The sequence below is a fragment of the Hanstruepera sp. CR43 genome (genome assembly GCF_055227665.1).
Genome location: NZ_CP200078.1, coordinates 1,912,929 through 1,935,818, shown reverse-complemented (window position 1 = coordinate 1,935,818; position 22,890 = coordinate 1,912,929). Strand labels below are relative to the sequence as shown.

Genomic DNA, 22,890 nt, shown 5'->3' with positions numbered 1-22,890 from the left:
AGATTGACAGCTTTTTTTGAACCTTGTTGTCTGAAAAAAGTGTATTATAACTAATTAATTATCTAGTTTTCAGCTTTGTAATTATATTTACTATCCAAATTTTTGCCATAAATGATGAAAAATTACTTACAATCCTTAAGCATACTTGGCTTAATATGTGTTTTTATTTCATGTAGTGATGATGATGCCAATTATACCCCATTAGTCATAACTGCCAATCCTGATTCAAGTGAGGTTTTTCAAAATACAACTGTAGAAATTGATGTTCTTGCCAATGACTTAAACGTTCCAAGTGGTGGAACTTTAACAGTTTCAACATCTCCTAATGCTTCCTTGGAAGTTTTGGCCAATGATACCCCAAATGATCCAAGTGATGATACTATTGTATATACCCCTAATGGTGAGTTCTATGGAAATGATACCTTTCAATATACCATTTGTAATAATAACCAAAACTGTGCAAACGGCATCGTAACGGTCAATGTCAGACCAGTAACGCCTGTAAATTATGATCCTGATAATTTCCCTTTTGATACGCTTTCAGAATATAATTTCTTTGAGGGTGATTTAAACGAATTAAATCCCGTTTTTGGTGTAATTCCTTATGATATTAACTCACCTTTATTTACGGACTATGCACATAAAAAACGATTTGTTTGGATGCCAAATGGTTCTCAAGCGGTTTATGAAAATGATTATACGCCATTAAACTTTCCTGTAGGAACATTTTTGATTAAAAACTTCTACTATGATAACGTATTGCCTGACGGCAATACAAAAATTTTAGAAACACGTTTAATGTATGTAACACCAGAAGGTTGGGAATTTGCAAAATATGTTTGGAACGATATGCAAACCGAAGCCTTTTTTACTAATGACGGTAGTTTTGTAAGTTTTGATTGGATGGAGGGTTCGGAGACCAAAAGCGTCAATTACCGTATTCCATCTCGTGCTGAATGTTTTACCTGTCATAACAAATTTGGGGAGCCACAGCCCATTGGTCCAAAACCTCAAAATTTAAATAAAAATTACCCTTACGAAAATGGTTCTATGAACCAACTACAAAAATGGGTTGATTTAGGCTATTTAGAAGATTCTTATCCGGATGCTATTGAAACAACCGTTGCTTGGGATGATCCAAGTCAACCAATTGATTTAAGAGTACGCTCTTATATTGATATTAATTGTGCTCATTGTCATGCCGAACAAAGCTATTGTGAATACAGACCCATGCGTTTTGGTTTTAACACAAATGACGATTTGACCAATATGGGTGTTTGTGTGCAGCCTGACACCAACATTGGTGATGAATATCCTTTTATTATGAACCCTGGAGATGCCGATGCATCTGTTGTGATATTCAGAATAAGCTCTATTGAAGAACAATATAGAATGCCTTTATTAGGTAGAACCCTACAACATACCGAAGGGGTGGAATTAATACGTGAATGGATGAATTCATTGCCGGATAGGTGTGAATAAAAAAATATTAAATCTATGAAAACAAAATTACTTTTTACGGTACTTTTAGCTTGTCTTGGCCTTACACAAATAAAGGCTCAACCGAGTAACGATACATTGGGTGGTGCTACACTCATTACACCATCACCTGAAGGAACAGCTTGTGATTCACCCGTATTTACACTTCCTTTTTCCACAGATGGCACCACCGATAGTGGATTGCAAGGGAATTGTAGCGCCTCTGGTTTAGATCAATTTTTCTCATGGACTGCAACATCGCTGGGATTATCGTTTTCATCTCAAGCCCCCGGAAACCCTGGAATAGTTATTTGGAATGCTGATGGGACAGTTGCTTATGATTGTGCTACTACTTTTTCAAATGAAACATTAAGTGGCTGGGATATAGGTGATGATTTAATCATTCAAATTTATGATTTTGAAGGCACGGTTCTTTCCGATGTTGCTTTTTGCCTATCAATAAATAATATTGCACCTCCTCAACCTTCTCCAATTACATTTTCACCCCAAACTTTTACTTCATTAGGTATCAATCAAATTAATTGGGCTGTTGTTGATATGAATGGAGACTTTTTGGATGATATTGTAACCGTTGGGTCTTACTCGTCCTCGCTTATTAATGTTCAGTTTCAAAACAGTGGTGGTGGGTTTACAAGCATTAATATTGATACTCCGGATGCCGATTTCACACCGTCTTGGAGCATTGGTGCTGCGGATTATGATAAAAATGGCTACACCGATTTACTATATGGAAATGGTAGTGGTGTGACATTTATGAAAGCTGAAATTAATATGGATAATCTAAATAACGGTAACCCGTTTGACGATGTAACGAGCTTTACAGAATATTCTGGTTCTGAATATGTGTTTTCGCAACGTTCAAATTTTGCTGATATCAATAATGATGGTCATTTAGATGCTTTCGTCTGTCACGATGTAGCTCCAAATGTATATTATATTAATGATGGTGCTGGAAATTTAACGTTCAATCAAGGTGGATTGGGTGACTATGCTTCTGGTGGAAATTATGGTTCCATTTGGATTGATTATGACAATGATGGTGATTTAGATATGTTTATTGCAAAGTGTGGTGGAGAAACCGAACGTAGAAAAAATCAAATGTTACGAAATAACGGTGACGGAAGCTATACGGAAGTTGCTGCGTCTTTAGGTCTTGATGATCCTATGCAAACCTGGTCTTCTGCTTGGGGTGATTTTGATAATGATGGCGATATGGATGTATTTGTTGGTGCCAGTACAGGAACTCATAAGTTTATGAGAAATGATGTTAATACCTCGGGTGTGTTTACTGACGTAACAGTTACTTCAAATGTAACAGATTTAACGATTACAGGTCACGAAAATTTAGCCTACGATTTTGATAATGATGGTAATTTAGACATTGCTTCCAATGGAAACATTTTATTTGGCAATGGTGATTTAACTTTCTATACTATAGAAAATCCCTTTCCTTATGTAAATGGATCGTTTGGCGACCTGAATGATGATGGGTTTATCGATGTTGTAACACAATCTAGTGGCATTGGTACCGTTCATTTTAATGATGGCACCAGCAATAATTGGATTAAAATCCATACAGTAGGAACAACCAGTAATATCAATGGTATTGGAGCCCGAGTAGAGGTTTATACAAGCTCTGGAATGCAAATTAGAGATGTTAAGAGTGGTGCGGGTTTTGCGTTTATGAGTAGTTTAAATACACATGTTGGGCTAGGTTCTGAAACCTCCATTATAAAAATTATTGTTAGATGGCCTTCAGGTTATATTGATCAAATTGACAATCCAGCAATTAATCAATCATTAACAATTGTAGAAGGGGATCATTCCCTGAGTGTTGAAGATGTATCACTTTCAGATATCAAAATATTCCCTAACCCTGTTCAGGACGTTTTAACAATTCAATCAGACCAAGATTTGTCTCAAAAGATTGCAACTATTTTTGATATAAATGGCAAGCGGGTACTTAATGGCTATATAAATAATAATACTATCAATCTTGGAAACTTGAATAGTGGTATTTATTTATTGCGGATTGAATCCAACGGTCAGTTAATAACAAGAAAGCTTATTAAACTATAAAGCTTATTAAACTATAAAGCTTATTCATCGTAGAAAGTCCATGTAAAATACATGGGCTTTTTCGTTACTGTCAAAAAATCAGTTGCTTACATAAGAACTTAATAAAATTTTAGTACTTTAGTGCTCTTATACTTAATTGATTAATCAAATTAATAGCGAATATGAAAAGATTATTACTCCTACTAACCCTATTTTCTACCCTACTTAACTATTCGCAAACTAATTCAAATTCCTGTGCTGAAGCCGATGCAGACACTCCCATAACTGGTCCTGGGCTTTTTACAGTAGATGCGATTAATGGAGATATGCCGCCCGAATTCTGCGTTGGAAACGGCACGAATGTTACTGCCGGAGAATGGTATAGATACACGCCTTCCGAAGATACATTTTTAACGGTAACTACGGAACTGCAACAAAATTCAGGAGGTGATACGCGTGTTCACATTTACAGTGGAACATGTGGTGCTCTGGTTTGTGAAGGAGGCGATGATGACAGTGGCAACATTGGTAATGGTTACTTGTCTATAGCATCTTTGGATGTTACTGGCGGAGAAACTTATTACATTGTTTTTGATGATAGATGGAACCCAGGAGGTTTCGATTTTGAAATCTACGAAGGTGATCCACCACCAGATCCAGATCCAGCACCTGTAACTTTTACTACAAGTAATATTGCTATTACTGGTACAACTAGAGCCGTTGTTGATATGAATGGAGACTATCTTGATGATATCGTCGGTATTACAGCTACAAACGTCAATATTCATTTACAAGACGGTGCTGGTGGTTTTACAGAGGTTAACGTTCCTACTTCTCAAGCCGATTTCACTCCAGGTTGGAGTCTTGCTGCTGCCGATTATAATGCGGATGGATTTACAGACTTATTATACGGTAGTGGTAGCGGTGTAACATTTATGCGTTCTAATGGGGATTTCACATTTACTGAAGTTTCAGGGCCAGAATATGTATTTTCTCAACGTTCAAATTTTGCTGATATCAACAACGATGGGCATTTAGATGCTTTTGTTTGTCATGATGTGGCGCCAAATGTGTATTACATTAATGATGGCTCTGGAAACTTGACTTTTTATCAGTCAAATGTTACTGAAGGCGCTCCTGCAAATCTTGGAGATTATCCTTCAGGTGGTAATTATGGATCTATTTGGATTGATTATGACAATGATAGAAATCTAGATATGTTTATAGCCAAATGTGGTGGTGAAGAAGCTAGAAGAACCAACCAGATGCATAAAAATAATGGTGATGGAACTTTTACAGAATTGGCCGCGGCAATAGGGCTTGCGGATCCAATGCAAACTTGGTCTTCTGCTTGGGGAGATTTTGATAATGATGGTGATATGGATGTGTTTGTTGGTGCAAGTTCAGGCACTCACAAATTAATGCAAAACAACGATGGTGTATTTGTTGATGTAACAGCTACATCTGGTGTTGCTACTTTAGGTGCTACGGGAATTGAAAACGCCACTTATGATTTTGATAATGATGGCTATTTAGATATTGTTTCCAATGGGAATATCTTGTTTGGAAATGGTGATATGACTTTTACTGTTTACACTAACCAAGTTTCTAATGGTTCTTTTGGCGATTTAGATAATGATGGGTTTATCGACGCTTTTAATGGCGATACTTTTTATAAAAATGATGGTAATGACAATAATTGGATTACGATGACCACAGTTGGAACCATGAGCAATATCAATGGAATTGGTGCGCGAATCGAAGTACATACACCAGCGGGCATTCAAATTAGAGATGTTAGAAGTGGTGAAGGATTTCGATTTATGAGTTCCTTAAATACTCATTTTGGTTTAGGAACAGAATCAACGATTGACAATATTATTGTTTATTGGCCTTCAGGTGTTGTTGACAATATCGTAAACCCTGATATCAATGAAAGTATTGTTATTGTTGAGGGGCAAACTTTAACTGTAGACGATTTTGAATTGACAAATTTAGTTGTTTATCCAAACCCTGCTAAAAGTGTTATAAATTTTGAAACACCTGTTAATCTTAATGGCAGAATTGCTACTGTTTTTGATGTTAATGGTAAACGTGTTTTAAATACAAAACTAGAAGAAAACTCACTTGATATTTCCAATCTATATAGTGGGCTTTATATACTTAGACTAGAAACAGATGGTCGAGTAATTACTAGAAAAATTATAAAAGAATAACTTCATTTGAAGAATATGAAAATTCGCCCAATATGATTGGGCGAATTTTTTTTGCCTTATTTTTGCCCAATGCTACGAGTTGAAAATCTATCGTTTGGTTATGATAGCAACCTTATTTTAGACAATCTTTCTTTTGAAGTCAAAAAAGGGGAACATCTATCACTTATAGGTGAGAGTGGTTCAGGAAAGAGTACTTTGCTGAATTTATTATATGGAGAGTATGATTTAAATGAAGGACACATATTTTGGAACGATATAGAAATATTAGGTCCTAAATTTAATCTTGTTGTCGGTTACGATTTTATTAAATCCCTTTCTCAAGAATTTGATTTGATGCCCTTTATAACTGTTGAAGAAAATGTCGGTCAATACTTATCAAATTTTTTTCCTGAAGAAAAAAAAGAAAGAATCCGAGAGCTTTTAGAAGTCGTTGAACTAACGCAATTTTCAAAAACAAAAGTTAAGTTGTTAAGTGGCGGACAAAAACAGCGTGTTGCTTTAGCCAGGGCCCTTGCTAAAGCCCCTGAAATCATTTTATTAGACGAACCCTTTAGTCATATTGATAATTTTAAAAAACACGCTTTACGGCGTAGAGTATTTAAATATTTTAAAAAACACGAAATTACATGTGTGGTTGCCACTCATGACAAAGAAGATGTTTTGGGTTATGCTGATAAAATAGCGGTTTTAAATAGCTCTAAAATCATTGCCATGGACTCTCCAAAAAGTCTTTATAACGACCCCAAACATACTATTATCGCTTCTTTTTTCAATGAATTTAACGTTATTGAGCCTTATGGTATAGTCTATGCTAATCAATTAAAAACGACTCCTAAATCAGAGCTGAAAGTAATCGTAAAACAGAGTTTTTTTAAAGGTGATTATTATCTAATTGAAGCCGAATTAAAAGGAAGACCCATTTTTTTTGAACATCATTCGGAGTTGACCAAAAACGCAATCATAAATCTAGAGGTTGTCAAAGATTGAATTTTTTTGCTAACTGTCAGCCTGTTTTATTCTTTTAAAATATAGTTAAGCTTTCCGTAAAATCCCATTTGTTTAACAATCCAATTCTTTCTGGTTTGAATGTAATTAGTTGCTGGATTCGCTCTATATTTTAATGGGTTTGGTAAAATTGCCGCTATTGATGCAGCTTCATGTGGCGAAAGACTTTTGGCGGGTTTTCTGTACCAGAATTTAGCAGCCGATTCTGCACCGTAAATACCATTACCCATTTCAATACTATTAAGGTAAACCTCCATAATGCGCTCTTTCCCCCAAATTAACTCAATTAAAAATGTAAAATAGGTTTCCAATCCTTTTCGAAACCAACTCCGTTGGGGCCATAAAAAAACGTTTTTAGCAGTTTGTTGGCTTATAGTACTTCCGCCTTTAATGCGTTTACCTTTTTTATTGTTTTCAATGGCCTTTTCAATGGCTTTCAAATCGAACCCATTATGTTTTAAAAAGTTCTGATCCTCACTACAAATAACAGCTAACTGTAAATTTTGTGAAATCTCTTCAAGAGGAACCCAGTCGTGTTCTAGAATGACTTTTTTGCTGTTTTGATTTTGTTCGTAAGCTCTTATGACCATTAATGGTGTAATAGGTACTGGGAGCCATTTATATATCAATACTAATAAAATGGAAAATAGAAATAAGCCGAAGAAAATTCTCCAAAGAATCTTTAGTAACTTTTTCATTAATTATGATAATAATTGCGCCATTTGTTTACCAACATTGCTCCCAATAGCAATACCCATACCTCCCAATCTAATTCCACAAAACACGTTAGTTCCTATTTGCTTAATAATTGGTTTTTTCTGGTTTCCCACTCCCATAATTCCACTCCACCTATAGTCAATTTCAAAAATTGATTCTGGAAGAATAACCGAATGCAGCAATTCTTCCAATTTGTTTTGAATCAGCTCGGTTTCACCCATGTCTGTTGTTTCCTCTCCTATTATATCTAAATTCCTGCCGCCTCCAAACAATATCCTATTGTCTATATTTCTAAAATAATAAAATCCTTTATCTAAATGAAACGTTCCCTTTATTTGAAGGTTTTCTATAGGTTTAGTGATTAAAACTTGTGCTCTTGCTGGCTTTATTTCTTCTTTTAATAATAAGTGAGCAAATCCATTGGTTGCAATAAATAGCTTATGTGTCTTAAATTCAAAGCTTTTCGTCTTAACATTCACGCAGTCCAAAAACTCTTCAAAACCATCAACCAAAACGTTATTGAGAACCTTGATACCTTTCTTATGGGCTTTAAGAAGTAAAGCTTCCATCATTTTCCCGGTATCCAATTGACCTTCAAATTGATTAAAAATAAGGTTGCTTTGGATGTTTCCAAAACGAAACAGATTAGATTTTATCTTAAATACATCCTCTTTAAAAACAGGGTTTAGCAGTTTATTGATTTCTGCCAATTTAGTTAATGCTGCATCATAAAGATCTGTCTGCTTCTTGCTGAATAATTCATATCCTCCAAATTGATGAAACCCTATTTTAGCATCAGACAAATTATTTCTTAAGTTTTGTAAGCCCTCTTTTCGCTCTCTAACCAATGTAACTACCTCCTCTTGGGAATGTGATTTTAAATCTTCCAATATTTCACTTATGCTTCCAAAACAAGCAAAACCTGCATTTTTCGTACTGGCTCCCTGTGGCAAAAACCCTCGTTCTAAAACCAGGATTTTGGATTTAGGAAATTTTGATTTGAGTTCAAGAGCACAACTCAAACCCACAATACCACTTCCAATTATCGTATAATCAACATTGGTAAGCCACGATTTAATTTCCCAATAAGATAAACTCATAAGTTGGTTTAATGTTATTAAAAAAGCCTCTAATTAATAGAGGCCTTTTCTTATTCTTCTTGGGGTCTTTCAATAACAAAATCTTCCATGAATTTAGTTGTATAATTACCCGCTAAATAATCAGGGTTTTCCATTAACTGTCTATGGAACGGAATGGTAGTTTTAATTCCTTCAATGACAAATTCATCCAATGCCCGCTTCATTTTATTGATAGCTTCTTCCCTTGTTTGGGCCGTTGTAATTAGTTTGGCTATCATGGAATCATAATTGGGAGGTATCATATAGCCCGCATAAACATGCGTGTCTAATCTGACACCGTGACCTCCAGGTGCATGAAGAGTTGTAATTCGACCTGGAGATGGTCTAAAATCATTAAACGGATCCTCGGCATTAATTCTACATTCTATAGAATGCAAATTTGGGGTGTAGTTCTTTCCTGAAATTGGAACACCTGCCGCTACCAATATTTGCTCACGTATTAAGTCGAAATCTATTACTTGCTCGGTTATGGGGTGCTCGACTTGGATTCGCGTATTCATTTCCATAAAGTAAAAATTCCTATGCTTATCAACTAGGAACTCAACTGTTCCCGCTCCCTCATATTTAATGAATTCGGCTGCCTTAACAGCGGCTTTACCCATTTTCTCACGAAGCTTATCCGTCATAAAAGGAGATGGTACTTCTTCTGTCAACTTTTGATGTCTTCTTTGTACAGAACAATCTCTTTCAGACAAATGACATGCCTTGCCAGTAGAATCTCCTACAATTTGTATTTCAATATGTCTTGGCTCTTCTATAAGTTTTTCCATATACATATCATCATTCCCAAAAGCTGCTTTAGACTCTTGTCTAGCAGAATCCCATGCTGCTTTCAAATTTTCTGGTTTCCAAACAGCACGCATTCCTTTTCCGCCTCCACCTGCTGTTGCTTTGAGCATCACAGGATAGCCAACTTCTTTTGCTAGCTTCTCACATTCTTCAAAATCAGCAATAATACCTTCACTCCCTGGTACACAAGGAACCCCAGCAGCTTTCATGGTGGCTTTTGCAGTAGCTTTATCTCCCATTTTGGAGATCATTTCTTCAGAAGCACCAATAAACTTTATGCCGTGCTCTTCACAAATCTTTGAAAATTTGGCATTTTCAGATAAAAATCCATATCCTGGATGTATAGCATCGGCATTGGTTATTTCAGCTGCAGCAATAACATTGGATATTTTTAAATATGATTCGCTACTTGGCGCAGGTCCTATGCATACAGCTTCATCAGCAAACTTGACATGAAGACTGTCAGCATCTGCAGTTGAATAAACGGCAACCGTTTTGATGCCCATTTCTTTACAGGTTCTAATAACACGAAGTGCTATTTCTCCTCTATTGGCAATTAATATTTTTTTAAACATAACTTGCTTTATTAAAAATTTCAAATTCCAAACTCCAAACTCCAAGTTTTTGGATTTTTGAGTCCCATTTATATGGGAAGAGAATTGGAATCTTTAAAAGGTTATGAAGGATCAACCAAAAATAAAGGTTGATCAAATTCAACAGGCGATGCATCATCGACAAGTATTTTAACTATTTTACCTGAAACTTCAGATTCAATTTCATTAAATAGCTTCATCGCTTCTATAATACAAAGAACATCTCCCTCTTTAATTGTTTGTCCAACCTCAACAAAAACAGGTTTGTCCGGAGAAGGCTTTCTATACAATGTCCCAATGATAGGTGATTTTACAGTAATATACTTTGAGTCATCTGTTGCTGGTGCTGCTTCAGGCGCTGCTGCAGGTGCAGGCGCTGCTGCTACTGGAGGAGCTTGCGGTATTGGCGCGCTGACTGGTACTTGTTGTACATAAGTAGTTGTTTCTTTGTCATCACCACCTGTTTTAATGGTAATTTTGACATCCTCTGTTTCTAGCTTGACTTCGCTAGCTCCAGATTTAGCTACAAATTTTATTAAATTTTGAATATCCTTTAAATCCATAATTATTCAATTTTTAAAAATAGTTAGTTTGTTAGTTAGGAGTTATATGCCCATGTTAAATATACAGAGCCCCAAGTAAATCCACCGCCAAATGCGGCAAAAATTAACTTATCACCCTTGTTTAATTGAGATTCATAATCGTTAAGCAGTAAAGGCAATGTCGCTGAAGTTGTGTTTCCATATTTATGGATATTCATCATGACCTTTTCTGGATCTAGATTTATTCTACTGGCCGTAGCATCAATAATACGCTTGTTTGCTTGATGAGGAACCAGCCATGCTATATCTTCATTAGTAAGATTGTTTCGTTCTAATATTTTTTCAGATACATCTGCCATATTGAATACAGCGTTCTTAAATACCGTTTTTCCGTCTTGAAAAACATATTGCCCTCCTTTTTCAAGAGCTTCAGGTGTAATTTGATAAGAGGAGCCTCCGTAAGTTGCTTGTAAAAAATCCCTTCCAGAACCATCGCTCCTTAAGTACTCATCTTGTAAGCCAAATCCTTCTTCATTTGGTTCAAAAAGAACAGCACCTGCGCCATCTCCAAAAATAATACAGGTAGCTCTGTCTTCATAATTAATCATTGAAGACATCTTATCGGCTCCTATTAATAAGACTTTTTTGTATTTGCCAGATTCAATATATCTAGCAGCAACAGACATGCCATATAAGAAACTTGAACATGCTGCCTCTAAATCGAATGAAAAAGCATTTGTAGCTCCTATTTGAGTTGCAGTGTAAGCAGCTGTAGCAGCGGCTTTCATATCGGGTGTTGCAGTAGCAACAATCACTAAATCTATTTCTTTAGGATTTAATCCTTTTTTATTAATGAGATCTTTGGCGGCGTTTATGGCAAGAAAAGATGTGCCTTTTCCTTCTTCTTTTAGAATTCTTCTTTCTTTAATTCCTGTACGGGTGGTAATCCACTCGTCATTGGTGTCAACCATTGTCTCAAGTATTTGGTTGGTCAACACATAATCTGGCACATATGCACCTACAGCTGTTATGGCTGCTGAGATTTTACTCATACCGTTATAACTATTTAACTAAAACCCTATAAAAAATACTGATTTTGTCAATTTTTGAACAAAATCAGCCAGTTTTAGTCTAATTTTATGCAAATTAAGAGGTTTTTGCTTTCTATAAAAATTTATCATAAAAAAAACGCTCATAAATGAGCGTTTTATTATATGCATGCATAGTAACTATGCCAAGTTTTCTACTTCTTCAGAGTTGTCAATCAATACTTGACCTCTGTAATAAAGTTTCCCTTCGTGCCAATGAGCTCTGTGGTACAAGTGTGCTTCTCCAGTAGTAGGACACGTAGCAATTTGCGGAGCTGTTGCCTTATAATGTGTTCTTCTTTTATCTCTTCTCGTTTTAGAGATTTTTCTTTTAGGATGTGCCATTTTTATTCTTCTTTATCCGTTAATAGTTTCTTTAAAGTATTCCATCTCGGGTCTGTTTCGTTACCCGGATTATTCAATGTTTCTTTTTTGGGACTTAATTCTTCTAATTTATCAAGTATTTCTGAACCTAATGATCCGTCTGTGACCCCTGGGTGTATCCTCTTACTGGGTACTGCCAAAACAATAAGCTCATAGATATACTGTTGCACGTTTACTTCGTAGGCTCCATGAGGCAAAATCAATAAGTCTATTTCTTCATCATTGAATTCATCTCCAAACTTTACCACTAAATCAAAATCGCTTGAGATTTCTTGATCATATGGCTCGTTTGTTAAATCACAAAAAACGTTAACAAATCCAGAAATTTGAAAATTCAATTCCATCAATGTCGTTTTTTTATTTAATTCTAAAACTACCTCAACTGAAGCATCGTTAAAATCTTGATAATCAAAAAAATCAAAGAACGCCTTATCTATTTTAAACTCAAATTGATGTTTTCCTTCTTTTAACCCAACAAAAGGGATTGTAAATGTTTTCAATTCCTTCATTCTCCATCTATTTTGAGCCTGCAAATATATAAAATATTATTTACCTTATAGCGGTTATAAACATTTTTTTGTTTATATCTTTTTTTGACCTTTTTTTAATGGGTTTTCATTTAAGTTGTTGTTTTCCAATCTATTTCTATAAAGTTTAATGGCCAAATAAATCGCTTCTCTAAAGGAGCTTTCATTGGCCTCCCCTTTTCCAGCTATTTCATAAGCAGTTCCGTGGTCCGGTGAAGTGCGAATTTTAGATAGACCAGCTGTGTAATTGACCCCTTTACCAAACGATAGGGTTTTAAAAGGAATAAGTCCTTGATCATGATAGGCGGCAATAATGGCGTCAAAGTTTTTATAATTGCCCGAACCAAAAAAACTATCCGCTGCATAGGGTCCATAAACTAGCTTACCAGAATCAACTAACTCTTTGAGTGCTGGTCTAAGTACCGTGTCATCTTCTTTTCCAATAACACCATTGTCTCCTGTGTGCGGATTAATACCTAAAACGGCAATTTTTGGGCGTCTGATATTGAAATCCATTTGGAGTGTGGAATAAACCGTATTGATTTTTTTGTCTATAAGTGTCTTTGTGATGTTTTTAGAAATGTCCTTAACAGGAACATGGTCTGTCAGAAGGCCTACTTTCAAACCATTGGATACCATAAACATCAGACTTTCACCCTCTAATTCTTTATTGAGAAAGTCTGTATGACCCGGGAATTTAAACTTGTCTGATTGAATATTGTGTTTATTGATTGGCGCAGTAACCAAAACATCTATCGCATCAGATTTTAGTGCTTTAGTGGCTTCTTCCAAGGACTTAATAGCCAACTCGCCCATTTTAGGGTTTTCTTCACCAAAATTAATATCAACCTTCTCGTGCCAGGCATTAAACACATTAATTTTGCCATGAACGATATCTGTCAAATTATTTATACCGTTAAAGGATACATTAAAATTAAAATGATTTTTTAAAAAAGAAATGGTCTTGACCGACGCAAAAATTACCGGAGTAAAAAACTCCAAGGTCCGACTATCCTCGAGTGTTTTAAGCACTACCTCACCTCCTATACCATTCAAATCTCCTATGGATATTCCAACGACAACATTTTCTTCTTTCTTCATTTATATTGTGACTTAAGTTTGTAATTTTGTTGAAGCAAATTTAACCAAATAATCCATATAGATGTTTACAGGAATTATTGAAACAATAGGTATTGTTAGAATGTTAGAAAAAGAACAGTCCAATTTACATGTAACCATCGAATCTAACATAGCGCAAGAGCTTAAAATAGACCAAAGCGTGTCCCATAACGGCGTTTGCCTTACAGTTGTTTCTATCGAGGGCAACCGTTATACCGTAACCGCTATTGAAGAAACATTGCAAAAAACGACTATTGGCAAACTTAAACTAGGTGATCCAGTAAATTTAGAGCGCGGTATGAAACTGACGGATAGATTAGACGGACATATTGTTCAGGGTCATGTGGATCAAACAGCCATTTGCGAAAGTGTTGAGGAAGCAGATGGAAGTTGGATCTTTACATTTTCATATGATAAACGCTTCCATAATATTACCATAGAAAAAGGATCAATTACCATAAATGGTGTTAGTCTCACAGTTGTCAACTCCCAAAAGAATACGTTTGGCGTTGCTATAATTCCTTATACTTTTGAACATACTACTTTTAAGCATCTTAAGCCAACCGACGAGGTCAATCTGGAGTTTGATGTGATAGGAAAATATGTAAAAAGATTGTTTCTGGATACTAAATAGTAACGTATGATTATTTAGATCTCAATGATCTGAATACCCCATAAAATAATCCAGCAATTAATGTGAATATAACACCGCCATCTATTGGTAAACCTGGTGGTGGAGGTGGTTGTGGCGGAGGTGGGCCAGTTTGGGCCACGCATACAAAACTTATTAGCAAAAATAAGATTGAGGCAACTATTTTTCTGTTTTGTACTTTCATCAGTCCGTAAATGTATAAAAAAAAGCCATTTAACAAAATAAAAATGCTTTATATCATCTTTAAACAACAAAAAAACTCGACAAAAAGCTTTTTTCAGTTAATCCCTAATTTCAATAGCATTTTGAAATGCCAAATATATGTTTTTTTGTCATAACTGAAAGAAAAAAATTGTCTTCTATATGATTTAAGTGATTGTATTGTTGATTTTTATAAACACATACGAAAATTTTAAAAAATTGGTTTTTTAAAAATGGTTCTAAAAACAAAATGACCCTTCAAAGTTTTGAAAGGTCATTTTTTTGTGGTCCCACCTGGGCTCGAACCAGGGACTTTCTGATTATGAGTCAGATACTCTAACCAACTGAGTTATAGGACCGAATTAGCAAAAGCTAATAACTCTTTTCTTAAAAAGAGTGTGCAATATTACTACATATTTTAAAACCCTACAAGCATTTTTAGTCCTTTATATCCTGACATAACTCCACAAGAACACCGTTTGTTGATTTTGGATGTAAAAAAGCTACTAACTTATTATCAGCTCCCTTTTTAGGGATTTTGTTTAGCACAGTAAAACCCTCTTCTTGTAATCTTAAAATTTCAGATTCAATATCATCAACATCAAAAGCAATATGGTGAATACCTTCCCCGCGCTTTTCAATAAACTTTGCAATAGGACTATCTGGGTTAATAGCCTCTAGAAGTTCGATTTTATTTTCACCAACCTGGAAAAAAGAGGTGTTTACGCCTTCGCTGGCAACTTCTTCAATTTTATAATGTGCCTTTCCAAACAACTTGCCAAATAAATCATTAGACTTTTTAATATCTTTTACAGCAATACCTATATGTTCAATCTTATTCATGAATTGTTAAGTTACTAATTTTGATGGTAAAAGTAAGATAATCTTCAAATATCCGTTACTTTTGTACCATCGTTTCTCAAAATTGAAACTTACTATGGAAGAAAGTCAAAGGCAAAAAAAAATAGCATCTGTTTTACAGCGTGATCTAGTCGATATTTTACAAAAGGCGGCGACTCAAGGTGGAATGCAGGGTGTTTTAATTTCTGTTTCGAAAGTTTCCGTAACCGTTGATTTATCAATTGGCAAGGTGTATCTAAGCATTTTTCCAAACAACAAAGCCAAAGAGTTAATTGAAGGAATACGTTCAAATGCTTCCAAAATAAGGCATGAGCTGGCACAAAGAACCAAAAATCAGTTGCGAAGAATGCCTCAATTAGAGTTTTTTGTTGACGACTCTTTGGAGTATATTGATAATATTGAAAAATCATTAAAGGGAACAGACAATCCCATAACAGATCCTGATCTTTTGGATAAACGCAAAAAATCATAATTGAATTTTTCATTATATATAGCCAAACGATATTTGCTTTCAAAAAGCAGTAACAATGCCATAAATTTTATTACTATCATTGCCGCCATCAGTGTTATTATTGGCGCATTGTCCCTTTTTGTCGTACTATCTGGTTTTGCCGGACTGAAAGATTTTACCCTAGAATTTACTTCATTGATTGACCCTGACTTGAAAGCGGAATCTGCTGTTGGTAAATCATATATTGTTACCCCTTCTGAACTAAATGCTCTCAAGGCTGATGACAATATTCTTGCCATTTCAAAAATTGTGGAGGAGCGTGTTTTTGTTTCTTTTGATGGCAAGAGCTATCCAAACGCCTTTATTAAGGGAGTTGATTCCAATTATGGATTGGTAAATACTGTAGATTCTATTGTACCTATTGGAAGTTGGTTTTCTGAACAATCCAATCAAATAGTGGTTGGTTGGGGTATTTCTAATCGCCTATCAATTGGTGTTATGGACTATGGCAAAACAGTTGATTTGTATATTCCTAAACCTGGAAAGGGTCAAATAACTGATATCCAAACAGCCTTTAATTCCGTAAAGGCAATAAATGTTGGGGTCTTTGATGTTAATGAAACATTGAATGACAAATACGTATTTATGCCTATTGAAATGGCACAACATCTAACGGGATACAATGAAGATCAAGTTTCTGCCATTGAATTTAAATTAAAAGACACAGCTAATGAAGCTGAAGTTCGAGCGAAAATCTTTAGCATTTTGGGTGACAAAATTGTATTGAAGAACAAATCGGAATTAAATGATGCGCTCCATAAAATGCTCAACACTGAAAATTTAGCAGTTTATTTAATTTTTACTTTGATCCTTATTATTGCGCTTTTTAATGTAATTGGATCCATAATTATGATGATTCTTGACAAAAAGAAAACCTTACATACTCTTAATAATTTAGGGGCTACGCTATCTGATATTAAAAATATTTTCTTTTTACAAGGCAGTATGATGGCTGTTTTTGGCGGGTTTATTGGATTGCTTTTAGGGTTGATACTGGTTTGGTTACAAGAAACTTTTGGATTAGTCATGTTAACGCCTTCGCTGCCCTATCCGATGGCTATTAAACTAGAGAATGTGGTTCTTGTGTTTATAACGATTTCCATTCTTGGTGTCGGTGCCTCAAAAATAGCCTCCTCAAGAATTACTAAAAGTTTGGTTTATAGTCAGGCAAATTGATAGTCAGAAAAATTTGCAAGTACATCATCAAATGCCTGAAAGACATCTTTGGAATCATCACTAGTAACCATGCGCATTCTGTATTCCTTAAAGTTTGGAATACCTTTAAAGTAGTTGGTATAATGCCTTCTGGTTTCAAAAACTCCTAGTTTTTCGCCTTTCCAATCAATAGACATTTGTAAATGCCTTCTGGCTGCCTCTACACGTTCTTGTAATGATATAGGTGGTAGATGTTCACCTGTTTCAAAAAAATGTTTAACCTGTTTAAAAAACCATGGGTTTCCAATTGTGGCGCGGCCAATCATACAGCCATCCAGTCCATAACTATCCCGCATCTCCATAGCGCGCTCTGGTGAATCAACATCGCCATTACCAAAAACAGGGATATGCATTCTTGGGTTGTTCTTAACTTCGGCAATAGGTTTCCAATCGGCATTGCCTTTATACATTTGAGCTCGCGTTCTTCCATGTATGGCTATGGCTTTACAACCCACGTCTTGCAAACGCTCTGCGACCTCAACAATTTTAATGGAATCATGATCCCACCCTAGGCGCGTTTTTACGGTAACTGGAAGATTGGTTCGTTTCACCATTTCTGCAGTCAAGTTTTCCATAAGGCAAACGTCCTTTAAGATACCTGCTCCCGCGCCTTTGCTAACAACTTTTTTTACAGGACAGCCAAAGTTAATGTCTATAATATCTGGGTTGGACTTTTCAACAATGTCAATAGTTTGAAGCATGCTATCTAGGTTAGCCCCGAAAATTTGAATACCAACCGGCCGCTCTTTTTCATAAATATCCAACTTCATCACACTCTTCGCAGCATTACGAATTAACCCTTCACTCGAGACAAATTCGGTATATACCACATCGGCGCCTTGTTCCTTGCATAATGCACGGAAAGGCGGATCACTTACATCTTCCATTGGCGCTAATAGCAGAGGAAAATCAGGAAGTTCTATGTCGCCTATTTTAACCAAAAATTAAAATTTTAAATCTATATCTAATGTATCAACTTTTCGTGTTACCCTGACTTTAGTAGAATCACCTTCCTTAAACACTGAAAGTGCCCGCATGTAACTCATCATATCAACAATAGCGCTATCACCTAATTTTATAACAATGTCTCCTTTTTGTAAACCAGCTTTTTGTGCTGGTTTATCTTCACTCACACCATCAATGCGCATGCCCTTACCGTCAAACATATAATCAGGTACAACACCCAAACCAACTTTAAAGCGCGGTGTCTCCTCGCTTTCGTTTTTTGTCTTTCTGAAAGCTAGTTTTCCATTATCGTTTAAATCGGTAATAATTTCAAAAATGTAGTTTGAAATGGTTGCCATGCCTTCATAATTCAACTTATCAAAATCATCACTTGGTTTGTGGTAGTCTTCATGTTGCCCTGTAAAAAAATGAAGTACTGGAATATCGGCTAAATAGAATGAGGTGTGATCGCTTGGTCCGATACCCGATTCTTTTTCAATAAGTTTAAACTTATCGTTATGAGAATTCAATACTTGCTTGAAAATAGGCGAAGTACCTGTGCCATAAACTGCTAATGTGCTATCTTGTTTTAGTCTGCCTACCATATCCATATTTATCATGTAACTTACCGCCTTGGTGTCAATGGTTGGATTTTTTACAAAGTAATTAGACCCCAACAAGCCCATCTCCTCTCCAGAAAATGCCATGAATAAATAATTATTGGCTGTATTGGTTTCTTTTAGTTTACTCGCCAAATTTAGCATGACGGCAACACCACTGGCATTATCATCTGCGCCATTGTGAATAGCTTTTTCGCCTTTATACAAAGACCCTTCTCCACCGTAACCTAAATGGTCAAAATGAGCGCCTATAATTATAGTGTTTTCTGCTTTGTTGTCAATATATCCCAAAATGTTAGTTCCTGTAATGGTGCCATCTTCAGCCATTGTTGTAAAAGACACCTCACTATGCGGATCTGTGTTTGGACTAAATGTAAACTGTTGATAGTATTCAGAAGCACCTTTTGGCTGAAGCCCAAGATCCTCAAACCGTTTGGCAATATATTCGGCAGCTTTCTGTTCTCCTTCTGTTCCAATTTGTCTGCCTTCAAGTTTGTCATCAGCTAAAAAAGTAACATCTTCTTTAATCCTGTTTTCTGGTTTATAGTCTTTTTTACAACCTAATAGCGTTATAAAAAGTACTAACAGCGATATTTTCTTCATGTGAATAATCTTATTTTTGGCGAAATTACAGAATAATTGCCACTTATTGACAAGGAAAATACATGAGAACTTATTTTTATATTTTTATTTTATTGATAACCATTTCTTGTAAGAATGACAACTCAAAAACAGCCGATGCTAATTCCGGTGCCACAAAATGGGTTGACTCTTTGATATATCCTGAAGAAAAACACTTTAAGTCTATCAAGCAAATTACATTTGGCGGCGATAATGCTGAAGCCTACTGGAGCTTTGACGATGAACAAATTGTTTTTCAATCCAATAATACTGGCTGGAATGTGAGTTGTGATCAAATGTTTTTAATGCAGGTCGATGATGTGTTTAAAGATCGTATGCCACCCATGGTGAGTACTGGTAAAGGTCGTACAACATGTGCCTATTTCTTACCGGATAACAAACATATCATTTACGCCTCAACTCATTTAGGAGGCGATGACTGTCCAGAAACGCCCTTGCGGAAAAATGGTAAATACATATGGCCTATTTATGATACCTATGACATTTTTGTGGCAGATTTAGAAGGTAATATTACTGCTCAATTAACGAATGAAACGGGTTATGATGCTGAACCGACTGTTTCACCAAAAGGTGATAAAATTGTGTTTACCTCAACTCGAAATGGTGATATTGATCTTTACACCATGAATCTGGACGGAAGTGATGTAAAGCAAATTACTTTTGAACTAGGTTATGACGGCGGTGCCTTCTTTTCACCTGATGGAACAAAAATTATCTTTCGCTCATCAAGACCAAAAACAGAATTTGAAATCAAGGAATATAAAGATTTATTGGCTGAAGGATTGGTTCAGCCAACAGAAATGGAATTATATATCTGCAATGCCGATGGCAGTGATTTGCGTCAATTAACCAATTTAGGAAATGCTAACTGGAGTCCATTTTTTCACCCTAGTGGTGAAAAAATATTGTTTTCATCAAATTTCGAATCCGAAAGAGGCTTCCCATTCAATTTATATTTGATTGATATTGATGGAAAGAACTTGGAGCGTGTTACCCATAGTGAAACGTTCGATGCGTTTCCAGTGTTTTCTAATGACGGTAAAAAATTAATTTTTTCATCCAACCGTAATAATGGTGGTGGTCATGACACCAATTTGTTTATTGCAGAATGGCAAGACTAATTGCCTGATTTTTCCAATCGGTCTCGTTCGGCTTTGTCTTTGCTTCTCTGGTTTGTTTCTAATCCTGTGTTTCCAAATTTGTAACTCAAGCCTAGTTTTACAAATCTGTTGTCCTGATTTAAGAACCTAGAGTTATCCTGTCTCAAGTACTTGGTCGTAACTTTAAAGTCTTGTTTATTGAAAAGGTCACCTGCAGATAAAGTTAAGGCGCCGCGATCTTTAAAAATAGTTTTCTTTAATGACAGTTCGCTAATTAATCGTTCCTTACTTATTTGAAAGCCTTGTTGGTTTTTACCCCAGTATATTATTGATAAGGTTGCGGATAGGCTATTGTCTTTTAAAAATGATAGTGTATTGCTCAATTCTGTATAATTGGTCCACATATCCCTGTTAAGCAAATTGCCATTTATTGTCGCCTTCTCTTCAACATTATAAACGGTTGTTACGAAATAGATATTCCATTTTTGAGTGATATCTAAAAAGGTGTAAAAGTCAAATCCATATTCAACGGTATTGCTTAAATTGGTAGGTGTGTAAATCAACAAATTATTATCATTGTCTTGTAATGGCAGTTCCATAAAACTGGCTTCAGTGTTCTTGTAGTAGGTCTGTACAAAAAACCGGCTTTTCAACGAGATACCAAATTCAATATAGTCCGTTATAGCTGGTTGCAAATTAGGGTTCCCGGTTACAATTGTGTTGTCATTTAGGTAAAATTTAAACGGATTCAAGGATTGGTAGTCTGGCCTTTGTATGCTCCTTTTGTAGTTAGAATAAAAATTGATTTTTTCTGATGCTTGAAAACTAATGTGTGCCGAAGGAAACCAATTAAAATAATCTTGGGTTAAGGTGTTGTTTGTAACTAATGATTTGCCTTCAATATTAGACTGTTCAACCCGTAAACCCAAACTCAAATCAAACTTTTCCCAACTCTTTTCAAATTCGGCATAGGCTCCAATAACGGTTTCTTTATAATCAAAAGCATTTGAGTTATTGGGATCAAAAATCGCATTTCCGTTTTCTATGTCAAACTGATTGATTTCACTATCGGTATTCACAAAGGAGCCTTTTACACCAAACGATAGCGACCCTGTGTTTTCTGACAATAGTAAACTATAATCTGCTTGAGCTGTATTGATTAAGGTGTTTTGTTTAGAAGCAGTTTCAAAGGCATTTGAGAAATTCAAATTACTATCACTAAAATAGTAATTACTGTAAACTGCCTGATCCCTATTATAGTCATAGGTTGTTAAATGAACATTTAGGGATAATTTACCACCTCCTTTAAAGTTACTGATATAATCCAAATCAAATCCTAAATTATATTTATTGTCTGAAGAGTTATTAACGTTATCAAAATTATAGAGTCCCGAATAATTGGGGTCAAACACATTTGTTTGTCCATTAACAACATAGTTAAATTTTGGAAGAAACAACAAGTTAGAGGAGAAACTTAAGGTATTATTATCATTAATTAAATAATCAAAATTCGTATTTATGGTATGAGTTTGTGATTTGGTTGTTCTATCAAAATCCGAATTCCATCGTTCATAGATGGCGTCGCTGTTGTCAATAAAATTAACTTGCTCGTTACTAATTCGTGCTATTTTATCGTTATTATAGCTATAACTCGCAAACACATTAATTTTATTGTTTTTATAAAAATTGGTGATACCTGCATTATATCTTGGGTAAAATCCTTGCGTATAATTGGTGAAAATGGTGCCTCGATAACCTGTGATTACATTTTTACCCATAATGATGTTGATCACAATACCATCAGAAGCATCATATTTTGCGCCAGGATTAGTAATAACCTCAACAGATTTAATGCTATTCGCTGGAGATCCCTCTAATAGGTTCATGAGTTCACTACTGGATAACTGGACTTTTCTATCGTTTATATAGACAGTGGGTGTCGTATTTTTTACGGAAATAGATCCATCTAAAACAAGAACTCCGGGTGTGCTTCTAACTACTTCCAAAACATTTCCCTCGCTTAATGCGGTATTTTCTACATTAAACACCAATCGATCTGCCTCCTTTTTGATTGTTGGTTTTTTTGCAATAATCGAAATCTCATCCAATGATTCAGCCGACTCCTCTAAAATAATGTCACCAACGTCTAAACTAGTGTTTTCAATGGTAATATTTCTATCATGTTCTCCATAGCCAATAAAACTTGTTTTTAATAAATAGCTGTTTGGATCAACATGTTCTATAAGGAAAAAACCCTTGTCATTAGAAGTGGTTCCTTTGATGGCTGTTGAATCGGTTTTGGATAACAGGACTATGTTGGCAAAAGAAATGGGATTACCTTGTGTATCAATAACAAATCCCGAAACAGAAAAATCTTGACTAAAAGCTGACGCACCAGCTAATACGCTTATAATGAGTAAGCAAATTTTTGTTTTAAGATTCATCGAGTTAGTTTGGAAATGCAAT

At 35.4% G+C, this 22,890-nt stretch carries 22 protein-coding genes and 1 tRNA gene; 9 read left to right on the top strand and 14 right to left on the bottom strand.

Annotated features, from left to right (window positions below):
* Window positions 1–111: 111 nt before the first annotated feature.
* From ACKXGU_RS08895 to ACKXGU_RS08880, 4 genes are all read left to right on the top strand, one after another.
* Entirely contained in the window at window positions 112–1,482 is a 1,371-nt protein-coding gene (locus ACKXGU_RS08895; protein ID WP_463464983.1) for an Ig-like domain-containing protein, read from the top strand.
* A 15-nt stretch (window positions 1,483–1,497) separates the two neighbouring features.
* Window positions 1,498–3,579 carry an FG-GAP-like repeat-containing protein gene (locus ACKXGU_RS08890; protein WP_463464982.1) on the top strand — a complete coding sequence of 694 codons (2,082 nt, stop codon included), beginning with the start codon at window positions 1,498–1,500 and terminating at the stop codon, window positions 3,577–3,579.
* A 161-nt stretch (window positions 3,580–3,740) separates the two neighbouring features.
* Window positions 3,741–5,774: an FG-GAP-like repeat-containing protein gene (locus tag ACKXGU_RS08885; protein WP_463464981.1), complete on the top strand. Its 2,034-nt coding sequence runs from the start codon at window positions 3,741–3,743 to the stop codon at window positions 5,772–5,774.
* Between the two features lie 69 nt (window positions 5,775–5,843).
* Window positions 5,844–6,761 carry an ABC transporter ATP-binding protein gene (locus ACKXGU_RS08880; RefSeq protein WP_463464980.1) on the top strand — a complete coding sequence of 306 codons (918 nt, stop codon included), beginning with the start codon at window positions 5,844–5,846 and terminating at the stop codon, window positions 6,759–6,761.
* Between the two features lie 26 nt (window positions 6,762–6,787).
* Here ACKXGU_RS08880 and mtgA read toward each other — a convergent pair whose 3' ends face one another.
* The 8 genes from mtgA to pdxA all read right to left on the bottom strand — a co-directional run bounded on the left by mtgA (window position 6,788) and on the right by pdxA (window position 13,659).
* Window positions 6,788–7,477, bottom strand: a complete 690-nt coding sequence (mtgA, locus tag ACKXGU_RS08875) for a monofunctional biosynthetic peptidoglycan transglycosylase (RefSeq protein WP_463464979.1) — start codon at window positions 7,475–7,477, stop codon at window positions 6,788–6,790.
* A gap of 3 nt (window positions 7,478–7,480) precedes the next feature.
* Window positions 7,481–8,596 (bottom strand): NAD(P)/FAD-dependent oxidoreductase, encoded by a 1,116-nt coding sequence (locus tag ACKXGU_RS08870; RefSeq protein ID WP_463464978.1) that lies wholly within the window; start codon window positions 8,594–8,596, stop codon window positions 7,481–7,483.
* A 50-nt stretch (window positions 8,597–8,646) separates the two neighbouring features.
* Window positions 8,647–9,999, bottom strand: coding sequence for an acetyl-CoA carboxylase biotin carboxylase subunit (gene accC, locus ACKXGU_RS08865; protein ID WP_463464977.1), 1,353 nt, complete (start codon window positions 9,997–9,999; stop codon window positions 8,647–8,649).
* Window positions 10,000–10,100: 101 nt separating this feature from the next.
* Window positions 10,101–10,580, bottom strand: a complete 480-nt coding sequence (accB, locus tag ACKXGU_RS08860; protein WP_463464976.1) for an acetyl-CoA carboxylase biotin carboxyl carrier protein — start codon at window positions 10,578–10,580, stop codon at window positions 10,101–10,103.
* A gap of 35 nt (window positions 10,581–10,615) precedes the next feature.
* Entirely contained in the window at window positions 10,616–11,611 is a 996-nt protein-coding gene (locus ACKXGU_RS08855; protein WP_463464975.1) for a beta-ketoacyl-ACP synthase III, read from the bottom strand.
* A gap of 177 nt (window positions 11,612–11,788) precedes the next feature.
* Entirely contained in the window at window positions 11,789–11,992 is a 204-nt protein-coding gene (gene rpmF / locus ACKXGU_RS08850; protein ID WP_103050696.1) for a 50S ribosomal protein L32, read from the bottom strand.
* A gap of 2 nt (window positions 11,993–11,994) precedes the next feature.
* On the bottom strand, window positions 11,995–12,540 hold the full coding sequence (locus ACKXGU_RS08845; RefSeq protein WP_463464974.1) for a YceD family protein: 546 nt from the start codon (window positions 12,538–12,540) through the stop codon (window positions 11,995–11,997).
* A gap of 72 nt (window positions 12,541–12,612) precedes the next feature.
* Window positions 12,613–13,659, bottom strand: a complete 1,047-nt coding sequence (gene pdxA, locus ACKXGU_RS08840) for a 4-hydroxythreonine-4-phosphate dehydrogenase PdxA (protein ID WP_463464973.1) — start codon at window positions 13,657–13,659, stop codon at window positions 12,613–12,615.
* 61 nt (window positions 13,660–13,720) lie between these two features.
* Here pdxA and ACKXGU_RS08835 point away from each other — a divergent pair, with 61 nt between their 5' ends.
* Window positions 13,721–14,311: a riboflavin synthase gene (locus ACKXGU_RS08835; RefSeq protein ID WP_463464972.1), complete on the top strand. Its 591-nt coding sequence runs from the start codon at window positions 13,721–13,723 to the stop codon at window positions 14,309–14,311.
* A 10-nt stretch (window positions 14,312–14,321) separates the two neighbouring features.
* Here ACKXGU_RS08835 and ACKXGU_RS08830 read toward each other — a convergent pair whose 3' ends face one another.
* Entirely contained in the window at window positions 14,322–14,369 is a 48-nt protein-coding gene (locus tag ACKXGU_RS08830) for a hypothetical protein (RefSeq protein ID WP_463467421.1), read from the bottom strand.
* A gap of 4 nt (window positions 14,370–14,373) precedes the next feature.
* Here ACKXGU_RS08830 and ACKXGU_RS08825 point away from each other — a divergent pair, with 4 nt between their 5' ends.
* A complete protein-coding gene (locus tag ACKXGU_RS08825) occupies window positions 14,374–14,523 on the top strand; it encodes a hypothetical protein (RefSeq protein WP_463467446.1) in 150 nt (49 codons plus the stop codon).
* Between the two features lie 292 nt (window positions 14,524–14,815).
* On the opposite strand, the gene ACKXGU_RS08820 is transcribed toward ACKXGU_RS08825, so the two are convergent.
* Both ACKXGU_RS08820 and mce read right to left on the bottom strand, forming a co-directional pair.
* Window positions 14,816–14,889: transfer RNA gene (locus ACKXGU_RS08820), tRNA-Ile, on the bottom strand.
* A gap of 79 nt (window positions 14,890–14,968) precedes the next feature.
* Window positions 14,969–15,373 carry a methylmalonyl-CoA epimerase gene (gene mce / locus ACKXGU_RS08815; protein ID WP_463464971.1) on the bottom strand — a complete coding sequence of 135 codons (405 nt, stop codon included), beginning with the start codon at window positions 15,371–15,373 and terminating at the stop codon, window positions 14,969–14,971.
* Window positions 15,374–15,467: 94 nt separating this feature from the next.
* On the opposite strand from mce, the gene rbfA reads away from it, so the two are divergent.
* Window positions 15,468–15,863, top strand: a complete 396-nt coding sequence (rbfA, locus tag ACKXGU_RS08810; RefSeq protein WP_103050690.1) for a 30S ribosome-binding factor RbfA — start codon at window positions 15,468–15,470, stop codon at window positions 15,861–15,863.
* Window positions 15,864–17,078 (top strand): ABC transporter permease, encoded by a 1,215-nt coding sequence (locus tag ACKXGU_RS08805; RefSeq protein WP_463464970.1) that lies wholly within the window; start codon window positions 15,864–15,866, stop codon window positions 17,076–17,078.
* Here ACKXGU_RS08805 and dusB read toward each other — a convergent pair.
* Entirely contained in the window at window positions 17,066–18,058 is a 993-nt protein-coding gene (gene dusB / locus ACKXGU_RS08800) for a tRNA dihydrouridine synthase DusB (protein WP_463464969.1), read from the bottom strand. The genes ACKXGU_RS08805 and dusB overlap by 13 nt on opposite strands.
* Window positions 18,059–18,061: 3 nt before the next feature.
* A complete protein-coding gene (locus ACKXGU_RS08795) occupies window positions 18,062–19,285 on the bottom strand; it encodes a M20/M25/M40 family metallo-hydrolase (RefSeq protein ID WP_463464968.1) in 1,224 nt (407 codons plus the stop codon).
* Between the two features lie 62 nt (window positions 19,286–19,347).
* Between ACKXGU_RS08795 and ACKXGU_RS08790 the strand changes: the two genes are divergently transcribed.
* The gene (locus tag ACKXGU_RS08790; protein ID WP_463464967.1) at window positions 19,348–20,445 is read left to right on the top strand and encodes a TolB family protein; all 1,098 of its coding nucleotides are present in this window, start codon (window positions 19,348–19,350) and stop codon (window positions 20,443–20,445) included.
* Here ACKXGU_RS08790 and ACKXGU_RS08785 read toward each other — a convergent pair.
* Window positions 20,442–22,868 (bottom strand): TonB-dependent receptor domain-containing protein, encoded by a 2,427-nt coding sequence (locus ACKXGU_RS08785; RefSeq protein ID WP_463464966.1) that lies wholly within the window; start codon window positions 22,866–22,868, stop codon window positions 20,442–20,444. The genes ACKXGU_RS08790 and ACKXGU_RS08785 overlap by 4 nt on opposite strands.
* Window positions 22,869–22,890: the final 22 nt, after the last annotated feature.